An 18,720-nucleotide genomic window follows, 5' to 3' on the forward strand; every position below is an offset into this window, starting at 1 on the left:
GTTTAGATAAAACAAAGGAGAGATGAACATGAAAAAAATGATCATGATTCCAGCACTAGTAATGACACTGGGAGTGGGTGCAGCGATTGGCTCGACGACTTTATTATCAGGAAATGCCCAAGAAAAAAAGGTCTTATCCATGCAGGAAATTGAGAAGAAAGCTCTAGCGGTAGTGGATGGTACAGTTGCCAATATCGAATTTGACCAAAATCAGTTTAGCTCTATTTATGAAGTAGAGGTGTATAAAGATACAGAAGAATATGATTTAAAATTTGATGCTTATAGTGGAAAATTGCTCAAGCAGAAAAAGGAACGTCTAGATGACGATGATTGGGATGATCATATTCCTGCTACGACTGCTACAACAAAAATAATTACAAAAGAGCAGGCTATCAAGACAGCCCAAACAAAAGCAAAGGGTAAAGTGACAAAAATTAAGCTTGATGATGGTGTATATGAAATTGAACTGAAAGACGGTCAATATGAATACGAAGTAGATGTGGATGCAGTCTCTGGGAACATTATCGACTTTGAACAAGGCTTTGATGACTAATATAATGAGCTGTCTTGAAGGTAGAATATACCTTTAAGGCAGTTTTTATTGTTTATATTGTGGGTTTTGACTAGGTATTCAGGAAATTTTCTTTAAGAAGCGATTATTTATATGTTCAAAAAAAGCCTATGCTTTTACTCAAAAAAGAGAAAAATTTTCTTCTTTACTTTTTTAATTAGCAGGCGTAATATGACATCATTATAAAAGTTTCAAATTTCTAAATCGCTGAAGCAACTAAACGCGGGGGAACCAATTTTGATGGATGGCATAGCCATTCTTGGGGTGAATCTCTTCCTTGTGGAGGAGTAGGGCTACTCAGGCCCGAATCCGACAGCTAACCTCGTAAGCGTTAAGAGCAGAAAAGTGGAGCTTGGCAGACGGATGAGCGTCTACAAGTCTTATTTAGTGATGACTTGTAGGCGTTTTTTGATGTAATTTAGAAAGGCGAAACACATTCTATGAAACTAGAAGGTGTTTATCAATGAAATCCTCATTCAAACGTTATGTAATCGGCAAACCATTAAGATCCGATGCGTTAGGGGAACAAAAGCTCAGTAAAACAAAGGCACTGGCCATATTATCGTCAGATGCATTGTCATCAGTAGCCTATGGACCAGAACAAATTTTAATTGTCCTAATGACGGTAGGTGCAATGGCGTTTTGGTATTCTTTACCTATTGCCGCTGGAGTGGTTATTCTACTCGTGGCACTGATTTTATCCTATCGTCAAGTTATCTTCGCCTATCCACATGGGGGAGGCGCCTATGTCGTATCACGAGAAAATTTAGGCGTGAATGCAGGTCTTGTTGCAGGGGGTTCTTTGCTTGTTGATTATATTTTAACGGTAGCAGTAAGTGTGTCGGCCGGGACAGATGCCATTACATCTGCATTTCCAAGTCTTCATGCTTATAATGTACCCATTGCTATTATATTTGTGATTTTCTTAACGATTTTAAACTTGCGAGGTGTAACAGAGTCAGCTTCTATCTTGGCGTACCCAGTTTATCTATTTGTAGGCGTTATGCTGTTGCTAATCGGGATTGGGCTCTATAATGTGGCAACTGGACAGGTGCCTGCAGAGCTACATCCAAAGATTGGCACACCAGTGGCAGGGATTAGCCTATTTATTTTATTAAAGGCATTTGCTTCAGGAAGCTCAGCGTTAACTGGAGTAGAGGCTATTTCTAACGCCATACCTAATTTTAGAAATCCTGCTCCAAATAATGCTGCTAAAACGCTTTTAGCAATGGGTGCCATTTTAGCCGTTTTATTCATCGGGATTGTTAGTCTAGCTTATTTTTATGGCGTTGCACCAACAGCAGAAGCAACAGTCGTTTCCCAACTAGCAGAAGCTAGTGTTGGTCGGAATTTCCTTTATTATATTGTACAGGGGACTACGGCAATGATTTTAGTACTTGCCGCAAACACAGGATACTCAGCTTTTCCCTTGCTTGCTGTGAATTTATCGAAGGATGGTTTTATCCCACGAATTTTCCAAATTCGTGGGGACCGTCTTGGCTATTCAAATGGTATTTTAATGCTAGGTATTGCAGCCATTTTTTTAATTATCCTTTTTGACGGGGCCACAGAGCATTTAATTCCGCTCTATGCAGTAGGCGTATTTATTCCCTTTACATTAGCGCAAACGGGAATGATGAGAAAATGGTGGCACGAAAAACCTAAAGGCTGGGTAGCAAGATTTACAATCAATACAATTGGGGCTGCTATCTCTTTCATCGTGGCAATGATGTTTTTTGTGACAAAAATGCCTCAAGTATGGCCAGTGTTTATCTTTTTACCAATTATTATTTTTGTATTCCATCGCATTAAGCAACATTATCAAGCTGTTGGAGAACAGTTAAGATTAAATCATGAGGAACTGGCTACTATTGAGGGGAATGTTTTCATTGTGCCAGTAGCTGGTATAACAAAGGTGGTTGAAAACTCCCTACATTATGCCAAATCACTTAAGGTTGATAAAGTGATAGCCTTTTACGTAGCTTTCGATCAAGCAGATGCAAAAGCTTTTGAAGAGAAGTGGAACGCCTGGCAACCTGATGTACGATTAGTTACCTACTATTCACCATATCGCAGCATTACACAGCCATTAATTAAATTTATTGATAAAGTAGAACATCAATGTACGAAGACAGGTCATAAAGTTACAGTTGTTATCCCTCAATTCTTACCGAAAAAAGGGTGGCATCATATGCTACACAACCAATCGAGTCTTCTCATTCGTACATCACTGTTATTTCACAGAAATGTCGTCATTATGACAGTACCGTTCCATTTATCAAAATAATGCTAGCAAGCTAGAAAATAGTCTGTTATAATCAGTACGTTGATTGAAAACACGAACGTTTACAATTAAAAAGTTCCAGAATGCCATTAAATTCCGAAAAATCAAACTTTTTTTGGTGAGAGATAGTAGCCCTTACCGAATAAAGTGATAAATTGGTTATTCTGATAGTTTCATACAAATCCACTCATATAATAGCGAGAATAGGGCTCGCAAGTTTCTACCGATTTACCGTAAATGAATCGACTATGGGTAGCAATGCTTTTAGAGAACTTCAATTTAATGATGTTTTCTATTCATTTCGACGTTTTTGCGCTGAATGCTTTGCTCCACTCGTAGCAGAATGGAATCAAAGTATTCAGCGTTTTTTTATAATTTTTTACGAAAGAAGGATATGAAAGAAATGAAGTTATTACAAGACAAAATTATGCAAGAGGGTAAAGTATTATCTTCATCCGTATTAAAGGTTGATTCATTTTTAAACCATCAAATTGATCCGATGCTAATGAAGGAAATTGGTCATGAATTTGCAAATCGTTTCTCTGATCAAGTGATTACAAAGATTTTAACAATAGAATCTTCAGGTATTGCCCCATCCGTGATGTTAGGCTTAGAAATTGGCGCGCCTGTCGTGTTTGCTCGTAAACGTAAATCATTAACTCTTTCAGATAACCTTTATTCTTCAAAGGTACATTCATTCACAAAAAATGAAACAAATGAGATCTCTGTCTCACGTAATTTCTTAAGCGAAGATGACAATATTTTAATCGTAGATGATTTCTTAGCTAATGGTGAGGCTGTCAAAGGCTTACTTGATATTGCTGCACAAGCGGGTGCGAATGTTGTAGGAGTTGGAATTGTTATTGAAAAGGGCTTCCAAGATGGCGGAAAACTATTGCGTGAGCAAGGTGTTCGCGTTGAGTCATTAGCAATAGTAGATTCTCTTGAAGATGGCAAAGTAACATTTGCTACGGAGGCTCGCGCGTAATGAATACCTTTAAATCGACTGCGCTAGCGATTCAACATTTACTTGCAATGTATGCTGGAGCCATCTTAGTGCCACTGATTATCGGTGGGGCAATTGGCTTCGATTCAACACAAATGACGTATTTAGTAGCGATTGATATTATGATGTGCGGGATCGCTACACTTTTACAGGTTTATTCAGGTAAATTCATTGGTATTGGCTTACCTGTAGTACTTGGCTGTACATTCACAGCGGTAAGTCCAATTATTGCGATTGGTACAAACCCAGAGCAGGGTATTACGGACATTTATGGTTCTATTATTGCCTCTGGTGTAATTGTAATGATAATTGCGGGCTTCTTCGGCAAGCTTGTGAAATTCTTCCCACCAGTCGTAACAGGGTCAGTTGTTTCAATTATCGGTATTTCCTTATTACCAGTAGCATTAAACAATATGGCAGGTGGACAAGGTGCTGAGGATTTTGCCTCTGCTTCTAATGTAGCCTTAGCCTTTATTACATTGGTTATCATTTTAGTCGTTTATCGCTTTTCTACAGGCTTTGTTCGCGCTATTTCTATTCTGATCGGATTAGTAGTAGGTACTGTTTTAGGTGCCTTCATGGACAAGGTGGATTTCACCCCAGTTGCAGATGCTAATGTATTTCACATGGTACAACCTTTCTACTTTGGCATGCCAACATTTGATGTAACGGCGATTATTACCATGACACTTGTAGCAATGGTATCTTTAGTAGAATCATCTGGTGTCTATTTTGCGCTAAGTGATATTTGTAATAAAAAATTAGATTCAAAAGATTTGGCTCGTGGCTACCGTTCAGAAGGTCTAGCTTCAGTAATCGGTGGTATTTTCAATGCCTTCCCATACACAACATTCTCACAAAACGTGGGACTAACTCGTATGTCAGGCGTTAAGGACCGTAAAGTCATTTACATCACAGGTGGTCTACTTGTAGCATTAGGCTTCCTACCAAAAATCGCAGCATTAACAACGATTATTCCAACATCTGTACTAGGTGCGGCAATGCTTGCGATGTTCGGTATGGTGATTACACAAGGTATGGGCATGCTTGTACCTGTTATGAATGAATCAGCAGAAAACGCAATGATTGCAGCGATTGCAGTAAGTTTAGGTGTCGGTGTATCCGTTGTTCCTGGCATTTTTGATGCACTGCCAACAAGCGTTTCAATCTTAACGTCAAATGGTATTGTTTGTGGTTCAGTCACAGCGATTATCCTAAATATTTTATTCAACATGATTGGGCCGAAGCATAAAAAAGACCCGATGCATGGGGAAGTTTAAAAAGATAATTAAATAACATTCATCTAAATATTTTACATATTTTGATGAAAAGAATAGTGTCATCTACTTTTATCTATTGATATAGATTTAAGGAGGTGGCATTTTTTTGTCGTAATAGATTAAACTATTGATTATGATTTTAGATTAAAATTTGTTCCGTTAAAATAACTTTAGACAGTCATCTTGAATGTTTAACATTAGACTAAAAGGGAATGTAAAATAGAGTTGTTGAAATCGCATGTAACTCTCTCTTTCAACATATACTTATATAAAAACTACTCTCAGAAAGGTCTAGCATAAATGCAAAGTATTGTTTTAATTTTAATTCTACAATTAGTATATGTACCTTTTTTAACATTACGAACTATATTTTTAGTAAAGAATATCACGTTCCTTGCTGCGATATTTGGGATGCTGGAGATGTTGGTGTATGTATTTGGCCTTTCACTCGTTTTTAGTGGGAAGCAAAGTATGTTATCTATGGTTGTCTATGCAGTTGGGTTTGGATTAGGTATATTTTTAGGAGCAAAAATAGAACGAAAGCTAGCGATAGGCTATGTTTATACAACCATTAATACGCAAAATAAAAATGAAGAGCTTGTGAAATTTCTTCGCCACGAAGGGTTTGCAGTCACGATTTATATAGGAGAAGGGCGAGATAGTAACCGCTATAAATATGAGATCTTAACGAAGAGGAATCGTGAAGGAGAGCTCTTTCAAATAGTAGAGCAATTTGAGCCGAATGCGTTTATTATCTCGTATGAGCCTAAATCATTTAAGGGCGGCTTTTTACTTGCTCGTATGAAGGCCAAGCAAAAATAATAGTCAATATGAGAGGACCTTCGCTAAAAGCGAAGGTCCCTTTTTACATTTTTGTTTCAACCCAGTTTTTGAATAAGTCATAATCTGTATAGACGGTTTCTTTGTAACTCATTGCTTGTAAAATTGTATGTTCTATAAATACATTTCGTTCTTTACCGATCGCTTTTAAAATCTCCTCCTCGCTGTGATAGGTAAAAACATAAGAATAATCGATGTCAGCTCGTGCATGTATTTTAGCGGCGATTTTCCCCATAAGTGATGTTGTTGTAAAGTAATCCTCTACATCCTTATAGTTTTTAGGCTTAATCTTCTTTTTATAAGGAGAACGTTCTCGAATATAAAATTCCTGACCATTCATTGTAATAAAGGCTAAATGTGGATCCTCTAAGTGGTGCATGGCTTTTTGAGTTCCAACTACTCGTGCTCCTTGGTGCTCATAATGAGCCCAAAACAGATCCTGATAGGGAAGAAAGTAGGCAGGAATGGCTGTGCGTACTTCTTTCATTTCTAACACTAAATTTTCAACCCCTGATGCACCCTTTTCATCTTCCACTAAAATATAGTAACGTTTTAAACCGATAGAAGCTGTCCCAGAGCCATACTTATAAGCTATGTCCCTAATTTTATAAGTAGAAAGTGCGTTTGAAATGGCACTGTATTCCTCAACAGTGACTGGTTGAATTTCTTCACTCCATAAGAAAGCACGTTCGCCATCTTCATTGAGATACGTAATATCTTGTAAAAAGTAAGATCTTTGGCGTTTTTCAAGCTTTTTCAATAACCTCTTTGCGGGTCCCTTTGTATTATCTTTTGTGAAAATGAGTGTTAGAGGATCATCCTGTTTACGCTCAAATCGTTTTAGTTGATTGATATAACTATTAAGAAAATGTTGAATAGCCTTTTCTTGAGTTGTTTTATGTAAGTCTTGTTCTTCTAAATAAAGTGCAATACTAATACTCATACGAATAATATCGTATAAATAAGAACCGACATAGCCCTCATCGAAATCATTGACATCAAAAACAATGGAGCCTGCTTCATTTTGAAAAGCACCGAAGTTATCCATATGCATGTCACCTTGAATCCAAGTCGGTTTTCTATCAGGAGTATGGAAGATTGAAGCGGATTTTGTCATATCAAAATAAAAGAGATAGGCACTCCCACGGAAAAAGCGAAAAGGACTTTCAAGCATTTTACGGTATTTCTCCAAGCGCTGTACCTCTGTTAAGCGCATTCGTTGACCATCAAACTCTTCAAAGATTGTTTCCAATTGTTCTTGTCTTAAAAAAGTTCTAGTATGTTTAACTTGTTCCAATAATGCATGCTCCATATCATAATCCCCTTTGTTAATTTAAAATTTATCTGTATATACGGAAATAAATTGAATAAGTTTCGAAGAAATTTAGCAAATGCACTCGATAAAAATGGCTAATCATCTAAGGTTATTTCATAACATGTTCAATAACCTATTTTCATACTATAAGACATGCATAGACACGGAGGGGGGTTGTATGTATTTCTTTACAAAAAGTCTAGTTATTATAATAGGAAGTATTTCATTGTCGTTAGGAATAAACTTATTTTTAACGCCCTATGAAATTTTAGATGGGGGAGTAGTAGGGTTAGCGCTAATATTACATTATTTATATAAGCTCCAAATTGGTTTAATGATTATTATCATTAGTATTCCAATTTTTATTATTGCGTGGTTTAAATATAAAACCTATTTTTACAATAGTATACATGGCTTACTAACGTCTTCCTTCATTATCGATTTTTTAAAGCCTGTCCGCAATCTTGTGCAAATTGATGCGCTCTATAGTGCCATTCTTGGAGGAATACTTGTAGGCTTTGGTATTGGTCTAATGCTGCGATTTCAGACAAGCACAGGGGGGACTGACTTGATAGCACAATTTATCTGTGATAAAACGGGTATCAATGTTGGGATATTAATATTTTTTATTGATTCCATCGTGATTGTTATAGGTGGCTTTCTCCTATCCACCTCGACCTTGCTATTATCTATAATTACAGTGCTAGTTGTGGGGATTACGACAAGCATTATTACTAGTCGAGTTTAATAAACATAAAAAAAGTTCCAGTATAAACTGAAACTATTTTGGGGTCTGATTATCGAGTGCTTTCATTAGCTTCTTTTTTGGATGTGCGGGTTTCACTTCGGCAATTAGTATAGCTAGTAAAATAAGGACAGCACCAACGACCATACGGCTTGTTAGCATTTCATGCAAGAAGATAACGGATAAAACCATGCCGAAAAAAGATTCCGTTGATAGTATAATCGCAGCCTTTGTGGCAGTTGTATATTGATTGGCCACATTTTGGAAAAGATAAGCTATTGTTGTAGAAAAAATCCCTAAGTAAACAAGAGAGTAAATTGCCTCTTTTTCAAGTGACGTAGGAATTTCACCCTGACTAATGACAACTAGAACACCTATGAAGGATGCTGTGAGAAACTGAATAATAGTTAGAGCAATGGCATCTTCTTTTTGAACAAAAAGGTTTGTACAAAAGATATCAAAGGCAAAAGCAACAGCACAAGCTAATGATAGGGCATCACCTATATTCATTGTCAATGAGCCTTGTAATGATAAAAAGCCAATGCCTACAATTGCCATTATCGAACCAATGATTTCGTAGCCATCGATACGCCGTTTATAAACGGCATATGCTATTAAAGGAACAATAATGACATTAACTGCGGTTAAAAAGGCATTTTTAGATGGTGTTGTATATTGCAGTCCGACTGTTTGAAGGGCAAACGCTATATACAAAATCGTACCTAATAAAGCTCCCTTCCAAATTACTGATCTCGAAGCCTTTTTTAAGCGGGCGCCAAATAAAACGCTTAATATGATTGAAGCTAATAAAAATCTGCCAGCCATTACTTGATATGCTGTTAAATATTCTAGAGCAATGGCCGTTACAACAAATCCACTACCCCACACGATTGCAGTAACTAATAACATGCCATCAGCTATGTAAGTTTTCATGTGTTCTTCCTCCTAACTTCAATAGAATAGCATAAGAGAGAAGAAAAGAATTTGATTTTATTTCTAAATATTCAGGCGTTTTTTTGTACTTATTCCAAAGCGATTAGTCACTGGTCATTTTGCTATGTAATAAGTACAATTTAACGGCTGCAGCTAGGCGTTCATAAAAAACATAATCATTATCTATGGGGGCTACTAGCTGACGTATTTTAGCCATACGATAGCGAATTGTATTTGGATGACAGAATTGTGCTACAGCAACTTCCTTAATATTTCCTTTTTTAATGATATAAGTTATGGCAGTCTCCATTAAATCTGGATCAGCCTTATCATCAAATAGAGGGGCTAAAAAGGAGCTAACATAGTCCATAGCGAATGCTGCATCTTTACGGTATAACTCGATTAATAAACAATCAGACGCGAGATTCTTATAATGACAGCTAGGGAGAATATCGATTTCAGCGAAAATACTGGCAAAAAAGGCTTCGCGTAATGCCAATGGGAATCCTGTCTGGGCATCATTACAACTGCTATAGCCGAAAGTGATTGTATCAGTGGGTATGGCGTATAATGTTAGCCATTCATGTAAAACCCTTTCAAATTGGAATTGCTGAGATGGATGTGTCATGATGATAAATAGACTTTTTTTATAAGAACAAATCATACCCGATTTTAATAGTGGCTCCAACGAGTAAAAGGGCTGCATCCAGTTCGGATGGATTGTGTCACCAGCTCGTAGATTTGCTATAAATACATATTTTTCAAAGGGCTTATTGAGCTGTTGTAAAATGGATTTGATTTGCTCCTGTGTTACATCTTCCTCCACTAACCTTCGTAAAATCGTTTCTATAAAATAGGAATAATCCTGTGTCTTAGCATAAGCCATCGTTTCTAAAATGATTTTTTCAAAAAACTCATCCCCACCAAAGCGCAATATAGGGAAATTATGCTGCTCTGCATACGACAAAACTTCTTCAGGTAATTCCTTAAAAATAACAGGCTTATAAGCTAAAGCACTAGCCCCAAGCTCAATTAGATTTTTAACAGCATTGAATAAATACTCAGGCTTTTGCTTAGCAAATAATAAACTACTTAACACAACACTGTTGGGTGTAAAGATAGTATCTCTGACATGGTGGATGTCAGGTGAAAATTCAAAGTCTAATATTTCTACATTTTGAACAGCTTTATTTAAGCCGTTGTGACCCGCTATAACAGTGAAGTCTTTGGTAATAGGTAATTGTAAAAATTTCTCTACATTCATGAGTGGATCATTGCCTTTCCTGTAGTAAGCTTCTAGCTTCTATTATAAAATTACTTGTTCATAAAAAACCATTAGTATGAATGCTAACAGGTTTCCCCCATAAAAAAATCTGCTCATTCAGTGGTATACCGTGAAGTGAGCAGATTTCTAGTGCTTATCGTTTAGATATTAGCAAAAATATTTGGTTTTCTATTTCTCTGTGGATTTGCTTGCTCAACAGCGTAGCCTACATTTAAAATGCGTCCTTCTTTAAAGGCTGGGCCAATAATTTGTAGACCTATTGGTAAGTTTCCTTTAAAGCCACAAGGAACCGAGAGGGCAGGTAAGCCTGTTAAGTTACTAGGGCCTGTAAAGCGGATAATATTATCAATTAAATCTACTTTTTGACCGTTTAACTCTGCAAAATCATCCCCAATTGTACTGGCTACAACAGGTAGGGTAGGGGAAATGAGCACATCTACCTTATTAAAAATCTCTGTAAACTCCTGCTTGATTTGACGACGTACCTGCTGAGCCTGCAAGTAATCGACTGCAGAAGGTAACTCACCAAGCTCAAATAGCAGACGAATATCGTCACCAAAATCTTGTGGTCTCTTTTGTAAATCTGAATGGTGTATAGCTGCTGCCTCTGAAAGAGACGTCACAAGCTCTGCCCATTCTGCATAATGTAGGGAAGGAATACGCACCACTTCTACTTTAGCGCCTGAATCCACTAAGCTTTGAATACTTGCTCTAACAGCCTTCTCTACATCAGCATCAACATTATTAAAGAAATATTCTTCATTGATACCAATCACTAGATCTTTGATATTGCCAGTAAGCTGCTTCTCATAGTTGTCTACTGGAACATTCACGCAAGTAGGGTCTCGATGATCAAAACCAGCAATGACTTCGAGCAAGCCCGCTGCATCCTTAACTGTCTTTGTCATCGGACCAATATGGTCTAAGCTCCATGCTAGCGGGTAGCAGCCGTATTTACTTACACGACCGTGTGTAGGTTTTAAACCTACAATGCCGCAAGCAGAAGATGGAATTCGAATAGAGCCTGCTGTATCTGTCCCTAGTGAAGCAACACTTGCTCCAGCTGCAACAGCCGCACCAGAGCCTCCACTTGAACCACCAGGAATTTTATCTAATTCCCATGGGTTACGAACAGGGCCGTAATGGGGGTTGTTATTGGTAATTCCCCATGCATATTCATGCATACTTAATTTCCCAGTGAAAATAACACCAGCATCACGTAGCTTTTCAACCACTGTCGCATCATAATCAGAAACGAAGTCCTTATGAATTTTTGAGGACATCGTTGTTATTTTATCTTTAAAATACAAGTTGTCCTTTAAGGCCATAGGTATCCCATGATACATACCCTTATAATGACCTTGGAGAATCTCCTGTTCAACTTCTTTTGCCCTTGCTAAGGCTTCTTCCCGATAAAAAGCCATATAGGAATTAATTTTAGGCTGACTTTCCTCAGCAAAATCTAAAATAGCTTTCGTTAATTCCACGGGAGATAGCGACTTTGATGCAAGTAAAGGTGCCAACTCTTCAACAGATTTTAAATGTAAATCAGTTGTCAATGTGATCACCTCCAGGAATACTACGTACAGCGATGTCTGCATCATCAATCGCAATACCTTCTAAATTGCTGCGAAGTGACTGCATACCTTCCCAGCGTGTTTTTAATAGTTCAAGGTGTTCAGGTTTCGGTGTAATTCCTTTGTTCTCCAATAATTGTTGAATAGACAAGCTCATTAACAGGATCCTCCCTTGAATAATTTTTATCTAAATAGGTTTCCCTATTAAGACCAATACAGTAAAAACACAAAAAAATATAATAGGTAATATAAACCTATTATTACAATCATACACTAATATCATTTTATATCAAATAAATTATTTGTAATAGTTTTAATATTGTGAAATATTAACTAGAAAAGAGTTTTGTTAAAACCTATTGCTGGAACTTGCTCTTTTTACATTCGATTCACAGTCTGTTTACAATCAAAGCGTACAATGAACCATAATAACCAATTGAAGAGGTGCAGGGATGGAGTCTGTAGTGGGACAAAGTATAAAAACAAGTAATATAGTTTCTTTTTTTAAATATTTATATGGTCAGCATCAAAGTAGTTCGTTATATATGAAACGTTTAAAGGCATTGAAACAAATTATTCAACATAACGATTTACATACATACTTTCAACCTATTGTAGATTTACAGTCACAGCAAACAATAGGATTTGAAGCCTTAAATCGACCATTACCCTCCACATTATTTAACAGTGTGGATCAGTTTTATGAGTTTGTAGGGCAAACAGATTGTGTTTTTTTATTTGAATGTTTTTGTAGAAATCTTTCCTTGCAACGTTTTAAGGAACGTTTACACAAAGACTTGGTGAATAAAAACTTTTTAGTGTTCCTTAATATACATCCCAATGTTTTATTAGATAAAAAATATCACAGTGGTGAAACGCTACAATTATTGAAGGAGCTTGGAATTAAACCTCAGCAAGTGGTTTTTGAATTAACTGAGCGGAGTGCAGTAATAGATTTTGTGGAGTTTGAACGTGTATTATCACATTATCGATCACAGGGCTATCGTATTGCCGTAGATGATGTAGGATCAGGCTATAATAGTTTAAAAACGCTCATCTATTTAAAGCCAGAATTTATTAAGCTAGACCGTTCGTTAATTCAATTCATAGACCAAAATAGTGAACAACAGCAACTCGTCACATTGTTAATGAAATATGCTGAACAAGCCAATACTAAAATCATCGCTGAAGGGATTGAACGACAAGAGGAGCTTGATTATCTCCATCGTATTGGCATTCATTATGCACAGGGCTATGCGATAGGAAAGCCTGCAAAGGAAATATATATGGGGAAAATAAGGGTGGGTGACCATGAAGATAGGGGAAGTCATTGAGAAAGTTCCATGTATTGATGAATTTGTGAAAAATAAAGAAGTAGATGTACTTTTTACAAGTAATCCATCGTTGCGTAGCGTTGTTGTTGTGCGTGATGAAAAACCAATTGGACATATTACACGCACACATTTCTATCAAAAAATCGGTACTCGGTATGGCTATCATTTATTAATGGAACGTCAAAATCAGCTGATGATAAAGAAAAACCCTTTAATCGTTGATCGTAATACACCGATCACAGAGGTCAGTACATTAGCCATGGCTAGACCTCCTGAGGATTTATATGATGATGTCATCGTCACGAAAAACAATCTTTATTATGGCATGGTTAGTATTCGAGAGTTATTGTTAAAGCTTGTTGATACACAAGTAGCCATTGCAAGCTTCCTGAATCCATTAAGTAGTCTTCCAGGCAATAAATTAATCGATGAAAAGTTAGAGGAAGCACTTCAGCTATCGCAATATAGTTTAATCTATTTTGATTTAGATCACTTTAAAACCTACAATGACACTTATGGCTTTAATAAAGGCGATAAAATTTTACGGTATTTAACAGAAATACTAAAAAGACATATCTGCGGCGTAGAGGATTTTTTAGGACATATTGGTGGAGATGATTTTGTAGCCATTCTACCTTATTACGAGGTAGAAAAGATGTGTCAAAAAATTATTGATGACTTTGATGCCAACATACTTAGTTTTTACGAGTTAGAGGATCTAGCATATGTTCAGGTGGCTAATAGATCTGGAGAACTGGAGCCTTTAACATGTACATCCTTATCCATTGCCATAATTACGAATGAATATCAGTATTTTGACTCTGTCGAACAATTATCCAATGCGGTAACACATGTAAAAAAGCAGTGTAAAAAAATAGCGGGTAGTTGTTACCTCATTAATAAACAACAAAAATATTTTGTTCATTAGCAAACTATGCTAGAATTATGGAATTGATATGTAAAATATATGAAAATTTAAATAAAATTGATATATATTTTGGTTACAGGAGGTTTAGATGGATTCAAGAAGACTGCACATTTGGCAACCCGTCACTTGCTTAGAAAGAGCCCAAATCATTAATGCCACATTGAATTATACAGATCGAGGGCTCTGCTTAACATTAATAGATCGAAACAATACAGAAGTTGATATTATCTATGATAAGATGTCTCCTATTCAAGATTATGTTTGGTCTTTTCGCTATACTGGAGAAATCCCACGATCTGATTTAGTAGACATGGTCACTGAAGCCATGACCCAAGAACAATCTAAAAATTCTTCAGCAGAATGGTTTTATAAAATGAGCAATTCAGATTATATAGAATGGTTTGATCAACTCCCGTGGATTGGAAGCAAAGAAATTCCTACCGTAGAACATCATATCTACTGCTATAATGACGGTGTGTTTGACATCATTAGTGACTACGAACCAAGATTTGTAATTAGAAATAATGCTTAAAAGGCTGCCCCTGCACTGTTAAAAACTAACAGTATAGGGGCAGTTACTCATTTGTCACCAAATGTAGTGGCATTGATTAAACTAGCTATACATTTACAAACATTCTTTATGACTTTTCCATGATTAATCCTTTGCCAAAGGATGATTGTTACTCAATTTTTCGGGGTATAATTCTTAGCAAGAAAGCTTTTTGTTATAGGAATTTATTAATCTTAATAAAACATACTTGAATTATAGGGATTATGGGTATATAATTCGATTACATTATTATAAAACATCTTAGGAGGCATTCCATTGTCGAATTTACAAATCATTCTTAACGTAGCAGTGTTACTTGTGTTCGTTGGAATTTTATATGTTATGAATAAAAAGCACGTTAAGTTTTCTAATCGTGTTTTTGCCGGTTTAGGCTTAGGGATTGTACTTGGTCTTGGACTTCATTTTATTTATGGTCTCGATTCTGAAGTATTAGCCAAAACAACATCTTGGTACAATATTATCGGTACTGGGTATGTGAAACTGCTCCAAATGGTAGCAATGCCATTAGTATTTATCTCCATTTTAATTGCATTTACTAAAATGAAGATTGGTAAAAATTTCGGAAAAATGGCAGCACTTATTTTAGCCATTTTAATCGGTACAACAGCCGTTTCCGCAGCTGTAGGTATTCTTTCTGCAACAGTCTTTGATTTAGATGCAACACAAATTTTACAAGGTGACGCAGAAACTGCACGTGGTCAATACCTTGAAGAAAAAACAACGGGCTTAGCAGCTCCTGATTTACCAACACAAATTATTGAGTTATTCCCAGCAAATCCGTTCCTTGATTTAACGGGTGCTCGTTCTACTTCAACGATTGCGGTTGTAATTTTCTCAGCATTCCTTGGTTTTGCTTATTTACGTGTGGCACGTAAGGATGAGGGAACAGCAGCTACAATTAAAAAAGGATTGGATGCCATCTATGCCCTTGTTATGGGTGTTGTAACAATTGTATTACGCTTAACGCCATATGGAATTCTAGCGATTATGGCTCGTACGGTAGCAACATCTGATTTTGGAGCTATCTATAATTTAGGTAAGTTTGTTATTGCTTCTTATGCAGCTCTATTTATTGTTCTAATCGTACACTTATTAATCATTACATTAAGTGGTTTAAATCCATTTACGTATTTGAAAAAATCGGCAGAAACATTATTATTCGCCTTTACATCTCGTTCTAGTGCTGGTACTTTACCGATGAATATTAAAACGCAAACAGGTCGTCTTGGGGTATCTGAGGGGATTGCAAACTTCTCAGGCTCATTTGGATTATCAATCGGTCAAAATGGTTGTGCAGGTGTATATCCTGCGATGTTAGCCATTATGATTGCACCGACAGTCGGCATTAATCCACTTGACCCTGTGTTCATTATTACAGTTATTGCAGTAGTAGCAGTTAGCTCATTTGGTGTAGCAGGTGTTGGTGGTGGTGCAACATTTGCAGCTATCCTTGTATTATCAGCACTTGATTTACCAATTGCTTTAGCAGGTGTATTAATCTCTGTTGAGCCTTTAATTGATATGGGTCGTACAGCGTTAAATGTAAGTGGTTCAATGACTGCTGGTGTTACAACAGCGCGTATTACTAAAGAATTAGATACAGAAATGTATAATAATAAAGAATTAGGTGCTCAAGTAGCAGACCTATAAGGTCAAAGAAGCCCCGTTAAAGGTAAAACTTTAACGGGGCTTCAGCTTTATACGATTTTTACATAAAAATCTTTACCGTTGATTAATTCAGATATCTCAATCTTATAATTTTGTTTATAGTAATCATAAATATTGTAGGCTAAACCGGAGTGTCCATTCAAATAGGTTCCCTTTTTAATCTCTTTACGTGGATTATGGAAATCAAAATATAAGCGTGAATCATGATTCATTGTATTTAAAATAGCAAGAAATTCTTGTTCTTCAATATGAATTCCCCGTGTATACCGACATTCTCTACGATACGTATCATGTGACACATTTACGGGAGAAGCTTCAAGAATCATTTCAATATGTTTATTCAAATGATGACAGCTCCTTTCAAATTATAGGTAAAAACCATAAGAACAATCAGCTTTTATTACTTCTAGTATATAATTGTCAGAAAATTATATCAATATTTTTCTACCAGTTTTGCTGTTGAATTTCTTCAGCTATTAATTGTAAGTCATAGGCAGTTACTGATAAAAGATTATAATCATGGGACTCCATATATTTTTCTGCAAGCCGTTTGATATATTTGGGTGAACCCTCATTTTCTTCATCATAAATTAATAAAAGTCCATCTGTATTTTGGATAATAAATTTGTCCTTCTCAATAAATTGCCAAGGAGCTTCATATGGTTTTTTGGTCACGCTTGTGACAAAATCAGCTTGGGCAATTAAAGCTTGATACTTTTCTTTTTTATGATCTTGCCAATTTTTCTCTTGCTCTAAAAAAGGTGTAATCACAGCGTATTTTAAAAATGGAAATTCTTTTTTTAACATTAAAACAACTTCAGCACTCCAAGTTTCTACGCCCTGCTGGCCGCTGATAATCACCCATTCGAGACCTTCATCAAGCAGTGTACGTAGTTGAGCTTCCAATGCTTTTTTTATGATGACAATACCGGGATGTTTATCATTAAAGATACCAAGCTCATGTGGTTTATAGCCAGTAATCATAATCCGATGTAACAACGAAATACCCCCTAGGCTGTATAGTTGTAATCCTAGTATACAGCAAGGAGGCAAATGAAATCGATATTGTCTATGAAAAGGCAAATAGTGTTAAAATTACTGCTACAGCTGCACAAATGCCTAAAAACCACCATGAGTCTGTAAAGTCTTCTTTTGTGTCACTATTCATAAAAAATATTCCTTTCTAATTTGCTTGTTTGAGGGGTTTACTTTACTTGACCAGTCCAAGACCAATTTGTCCATATTCGTAAGATTGTTTCAAACGGACCACGTTTAAATTTCTTTAAATAGGCAAGGCTGAAAACACATTGCAGGCTATAAACAACGATTCCGAAAAGGATTCCGCCAAAGACCCCTAATTTGCCATATAAGCCAAGGCCATAGCCATAAAAAACAGTTGTACAAATGATGGTTTGTAGTAAATAATTGGTTAGTGATAGTTTGCCAACGCTCTCAAATGCAGGAGCTAGTAGTTGAACTGGACGGGTGTTATAAATGTATGCTGCGAGGCAAACATAGCCAATCGCTAATAACTGGGAGCCACCCATTAATAAGATAGAAGAAAATGCACTTTTACTTTCTATAAAACTTACACTTTTACATACGAGCCCTATGGGTACAAGGAGAGCACCTAGCTTATACCATTTCATTTCCTTGTTCATCTCCACGAAGGCCTGCTTCTTAGCAAGCGCCATCCCAAACAGGAATAGTGGTGCGTAGAACATAGGTGCAAAAATTAATATAATGAAAATAAATGAAGAATCCTCTATTCCTGGTACTTCGGCATTAGCTCTAAAATCAAAAATTTCTAAGTAGCTGCCGTTAGCGTAAACATCATCCGCTTGCTCGATGTATGTGTCTATTTCTTTTTGTTCTTTTTTAGACGTTTCCATAGAGCCGTATGTTAACGCTGTAGTTAGTACAAATAGGATACCAGCCCAAATAAATAAAGTTTTTGGTTTACGATTAATAAATGGGATTAAAAATAACATCATACAGCCATAAGAAAATAGAATATCGCCTTCCCACAATAAAATAGAATGTAATAAGCCAAGGGCAATTAATCCTGTTACACGACGCAAAATAGACCAACGGCTTTTATTCTTTTTTCTGCGGATGGATTCAATTAATTTAATAAGTGAGAAGCCGAATAAAATAGTGAAGATGGGCATAAACGAGCCTTCAATCACAACTTTTACAAAATATAAAGCCCCGTTATCTAAGGTAGAAAGATTTTTTAATTCATCTTTGCCGTACATCCCGAATTGGAAGATTAGCAAATTTGCCATTAAGATGCCAAATAAACTAAATCCACGCATTGTATCAATGAAAGTAACACGATTAGTTGTCATTGCGTTTTATCTCCTTAATTGGTTATCTTATA

18 protein-coding genes and 2 riboswitches are annotated in these 18,720 nt (G+C 36.3%); of the genes, 10 read left to right on the top strand and 8 right to left on the bottom strand.

Features of this window, described 5'->3' with window-relative positions; all coding sequences use genetic code 11:
- Positions 1 to 28: 28 nt before the first annotated feature.
- The 5 genes from QH639_RS24330 (at position 29) to QH639_RS24350 (ending at position 5,963) form a co-directional block, all read left to right on the top strand.
- Positions 29 to 553 (top strand): PepSY domain-containing protein, encoded by a 525-nt coding sequence (locus tag QH639_RS24330; protein ID WP_131522392.1) that lies wholly within the window; start codon positions 29 to 31, stop codon positions 551 to 553.
- A gap of 213 nt (positions 554 to 766) precedes the next feature.
- Positions 767 to 916, top strand: a riboswitch (cyclic di-AMP (ydaO/yuaA leader).
- 118 nt (positions 917 to 1,034) lie between these two features.
- Positions 1,035 to 2,858, top strand: a complete 1,824-nt coding sequence (locus QH639_RS24335; RefSeq protein WP_281115373.1) for an APC family permease — start codon at positions 1,035 to 1,037, stop codon at positions 2,856 to 2,858.
- 164 nt (positions 2,859 to 3,022) lie between these two features.
- Positions 3,023 to 3,124, top strand: a riboswitch (purine riboswitch).
- A 134-nt stretch (positions 3,125 to 3,258) separates the two neighbouring features.
- Positions 3,259 to 3,843 (top strand): xanthine phosphoribosyltransferase, encoded by a 585-nt coding sequence (locus QH639_RS24340; RefSeq protein WP_048391917.1) that lies wholly within the window; start codon positions 3,259 to 3,261, stop codon positions 3,841 to 3,843.
- The gene (locus QH639_RS24345; protein WP_036075370.1) at positions 3,843 to 5,141 is read left to right on the top strand and encodes a nucleobase:cation symporter-2 family protein; all 1,299 of its coding nucleotides are present in this window, start codon (positions 3,843 to 3,845) and stop codon (positions 5,139 to 5,141) included. Before QH639_RS24340 ends, QH639_RS24345 begins: the two co-directional genes overlap by 1 nt.
- Positions 5,142 to 5,441: 300 nt before the next feature.
- Complete coding sequence (locus QH639_RS24350; protein ID WP_048391915.1) at positions 5,442 to 5,963, top strand: DUF2179 domain-containing protein; 522 nt, start codon at positions 5,442 to 5,444, stop codon at positions 5,961 to 5,963.
- Positions 5,964 to 6,006: 43 nt separating this feature from the next.
- Here QH639_RS24350 and QH639_RS24355 read toward each other — a convergent pair whose 3' ends face one another.
- Positions 6,007 to 7,293: a DUF2252 domain-containing protein gene (locus QH639_RS24355; RefSeq protein ID WP_237899128.1), complete on the bottom strand. Its 1,287-nt coding sequence runs from the start codon at positions 7,291 to 7,293 to the stop codon at positions 6,007 to 6,009.
- Positions 7,294 to 7,474: 181 nt separating this feature from the next.
- Here QH639_RS24355 and QH639_RS24360 point away from each other — a divergent pair, with 181 nt between their 5' ends.
- The gene (locus QH639_RS24360) at positions 7,475 to 8,044 is read left to right on the top strand and encodes a YitT family protein (protein WP_048391911.1); all 570 of its coding nucleotides are present in this window, start codon (positions 7,475 to 7,477) and stop codon (positions 8,042 to 8,044) included.
- Positions 8,045 to 8,077: 33 nt separating this feature from the next.
- Here the strand turns inward: QH639_RS24360 and QH639_RS24365 are convergent, their stop codons facing one another.
- The 4 genes from QH639_RS24365 to QH639_RS24380 all read right to left on the bottom strand — a co-directional run bounded on the left by QH639_RS24365 (position 8,078) and on the right by QH639_RS24380 (position 11,993).
- Positions 8,078 to 8,974, bottom strand: a complete 897-nt coding sequence (locus QH639_RS24365; RefSeq protein WP_131522395.1) for a DMT family transporter — start codon at positions 8,972 to 8,974, stop codon at positions 8,078 to 8,080.
- Positions 8,975 to 9,077: 103 nt separating this feature from the next.
- Positions 9,078 to 10,238: a PucR family transcriptional regulator gene (locus tag QH639_RS24370; protein WP_131522396.1), complete on the bottom strand. Its 1,161-nt coding sequence runs from the start codon at positions 10,236 to 10,238 to the stop codon at positions 9,078 to 9,080.
- A gap of 161 nt (positions 10,239 to 10,399) precedes the next feature.
- Positions 10,400 to 11,818 (bottom strand): amidase, encoded by a 1,419-nt coding sequence (locus QH639_RS24375; protein ID WP_131522397.1) that lies wholly within the window; start codon positions 11,816 to 11,818, stop codon positions 10,400 to 10,402.
- A complete protein-coding gene (locus QH639_RS24380; protein ID WP_009373346.1) occupies positions 11,808 to 11,993 on the bottom strand; it encodes a hypothetical protein in 186 nt (61 codons plus the stop codon). The genes QH639_RS24375 and QH639_RS24380 overlap by 11 nt, the downstream gene beginning before the upstream one ends.
- Before the next feature lie 295 nt (positions 11,994 to 12,288).
- Here QH639_RS24380 and QH639_RS24385 point away from each other — a divergent pair, with 295 nt between their 5' ends.
- From QH639_RS24385 to QH639_RS24400, 4 genes are all read left to right on the top strand, one after another.
- Positions 12,289 to 13,170: an EAL domain-containing protein gene (locus tag QH639_RS24385; RefSeq protein WP_131522398.1), complete on the top strand. Its 882-nt coding sequence runs from the start codon at positions 12,289 to 12,291 to the stop codon at positions 13,168 to 13,170.
- Positions 13,148 to 14,098 carry a GGDEF domain-containing protein gene (locus tag QH639_RS24390; RefSeq protein ID WP_131522399.1) on the top strand — a complete coding sequence of 317 codons (951 nt, stop codon included), beginning with the start codon at positions 13,148 to 13,150 and terminating at the stop codon, positions 14,096 to 14,098. The genes QH639_RS24385 and QH639_RS24390 overlap by 23 nt, the downstream gene beginning before the upstream one ends.
- 88 nt (positions 14,099 to 14,186) lie before the next feature.
- A complete protein-coding gene (locus QH639_RS24395; protein ID WP_131522400.1) occupies positions 14,187 to 14,630 on the top strand; it encodes a hypothetical protein in 444 nt (147 codons plus the stop codon).
- 294 nt (positions 14,631 to 14,924) lie between these two features.
- Positions 14,925 to 16,319 carry an L-cystine transporter gene (locus QH639_RS24400; RefSeq protein WP_131522401.1) on the top strand — a complete coding sequence of 465 codons (1,395 nt, stop codon included), beginning with the start codon at positions 14,925 to 14,927 and terminating at the stop codon, positions 16,317 to 16,319.
- A 47-nt stretch (positions 16,320 to 16,366) separates the two neighbouring features.
- Here the strand turns inward: QH639_RS24400 and QH639_RS24405 are convergent, their stop codons facing one another.
- From QH639_RS24405 to QH639_RS24415, 3 genes are all read right to left on the bottom strand, one after another.
- Entirely contained in the window at positions 16,367 to 16,681 is a 315-nt protein-coding gene (locus tag QH639_RS24405; RefSeq protein ID WP_131522402.1) for a hypothetical protein, read from the bottom strand.
- A gap of 100 nt (positions 16,682 to 16,781) precedes the next feature.
- Positions 16,782 to 17,321 carry an SLOG family protein gene (locus tag QH639_RS24410; protein WP_371824166.1) on the bottom strand — a complete coding sequence of 180 codons (540 nt, stop codon included), beginning with the start codon at positions 17,319 to 17,321 and terminating at the stop codon, positions 16,782 to 16,784.
- A 221-nt stretch (positions 17,322 to 17,542) separates the two neighbouring features.
- Positions 17,543 to 18,688, bottom strand: a complete 1,146-nt coding sequence (locus QH639_RS24415; RefSeq protein WP_131522404.1) for a DUF418 domain-containing protein — start codon at positions 18,686 to 18,688, stop codon at positions 17,543 to 17,545.
- Positions 18,689 to 18,720 lie beyond the last annotated feature (32 nt).

The organism is Lysinibacillus sp. 1 U-2021, assembly GCF_029916965.1.
GTDB classification, from domain to species: domain Bacteria; phylum Bacillota; class Bacilli; order Bacillales_A; family Planococcaceae; genus Lysinibacillus; species Lysinibacillus capsici.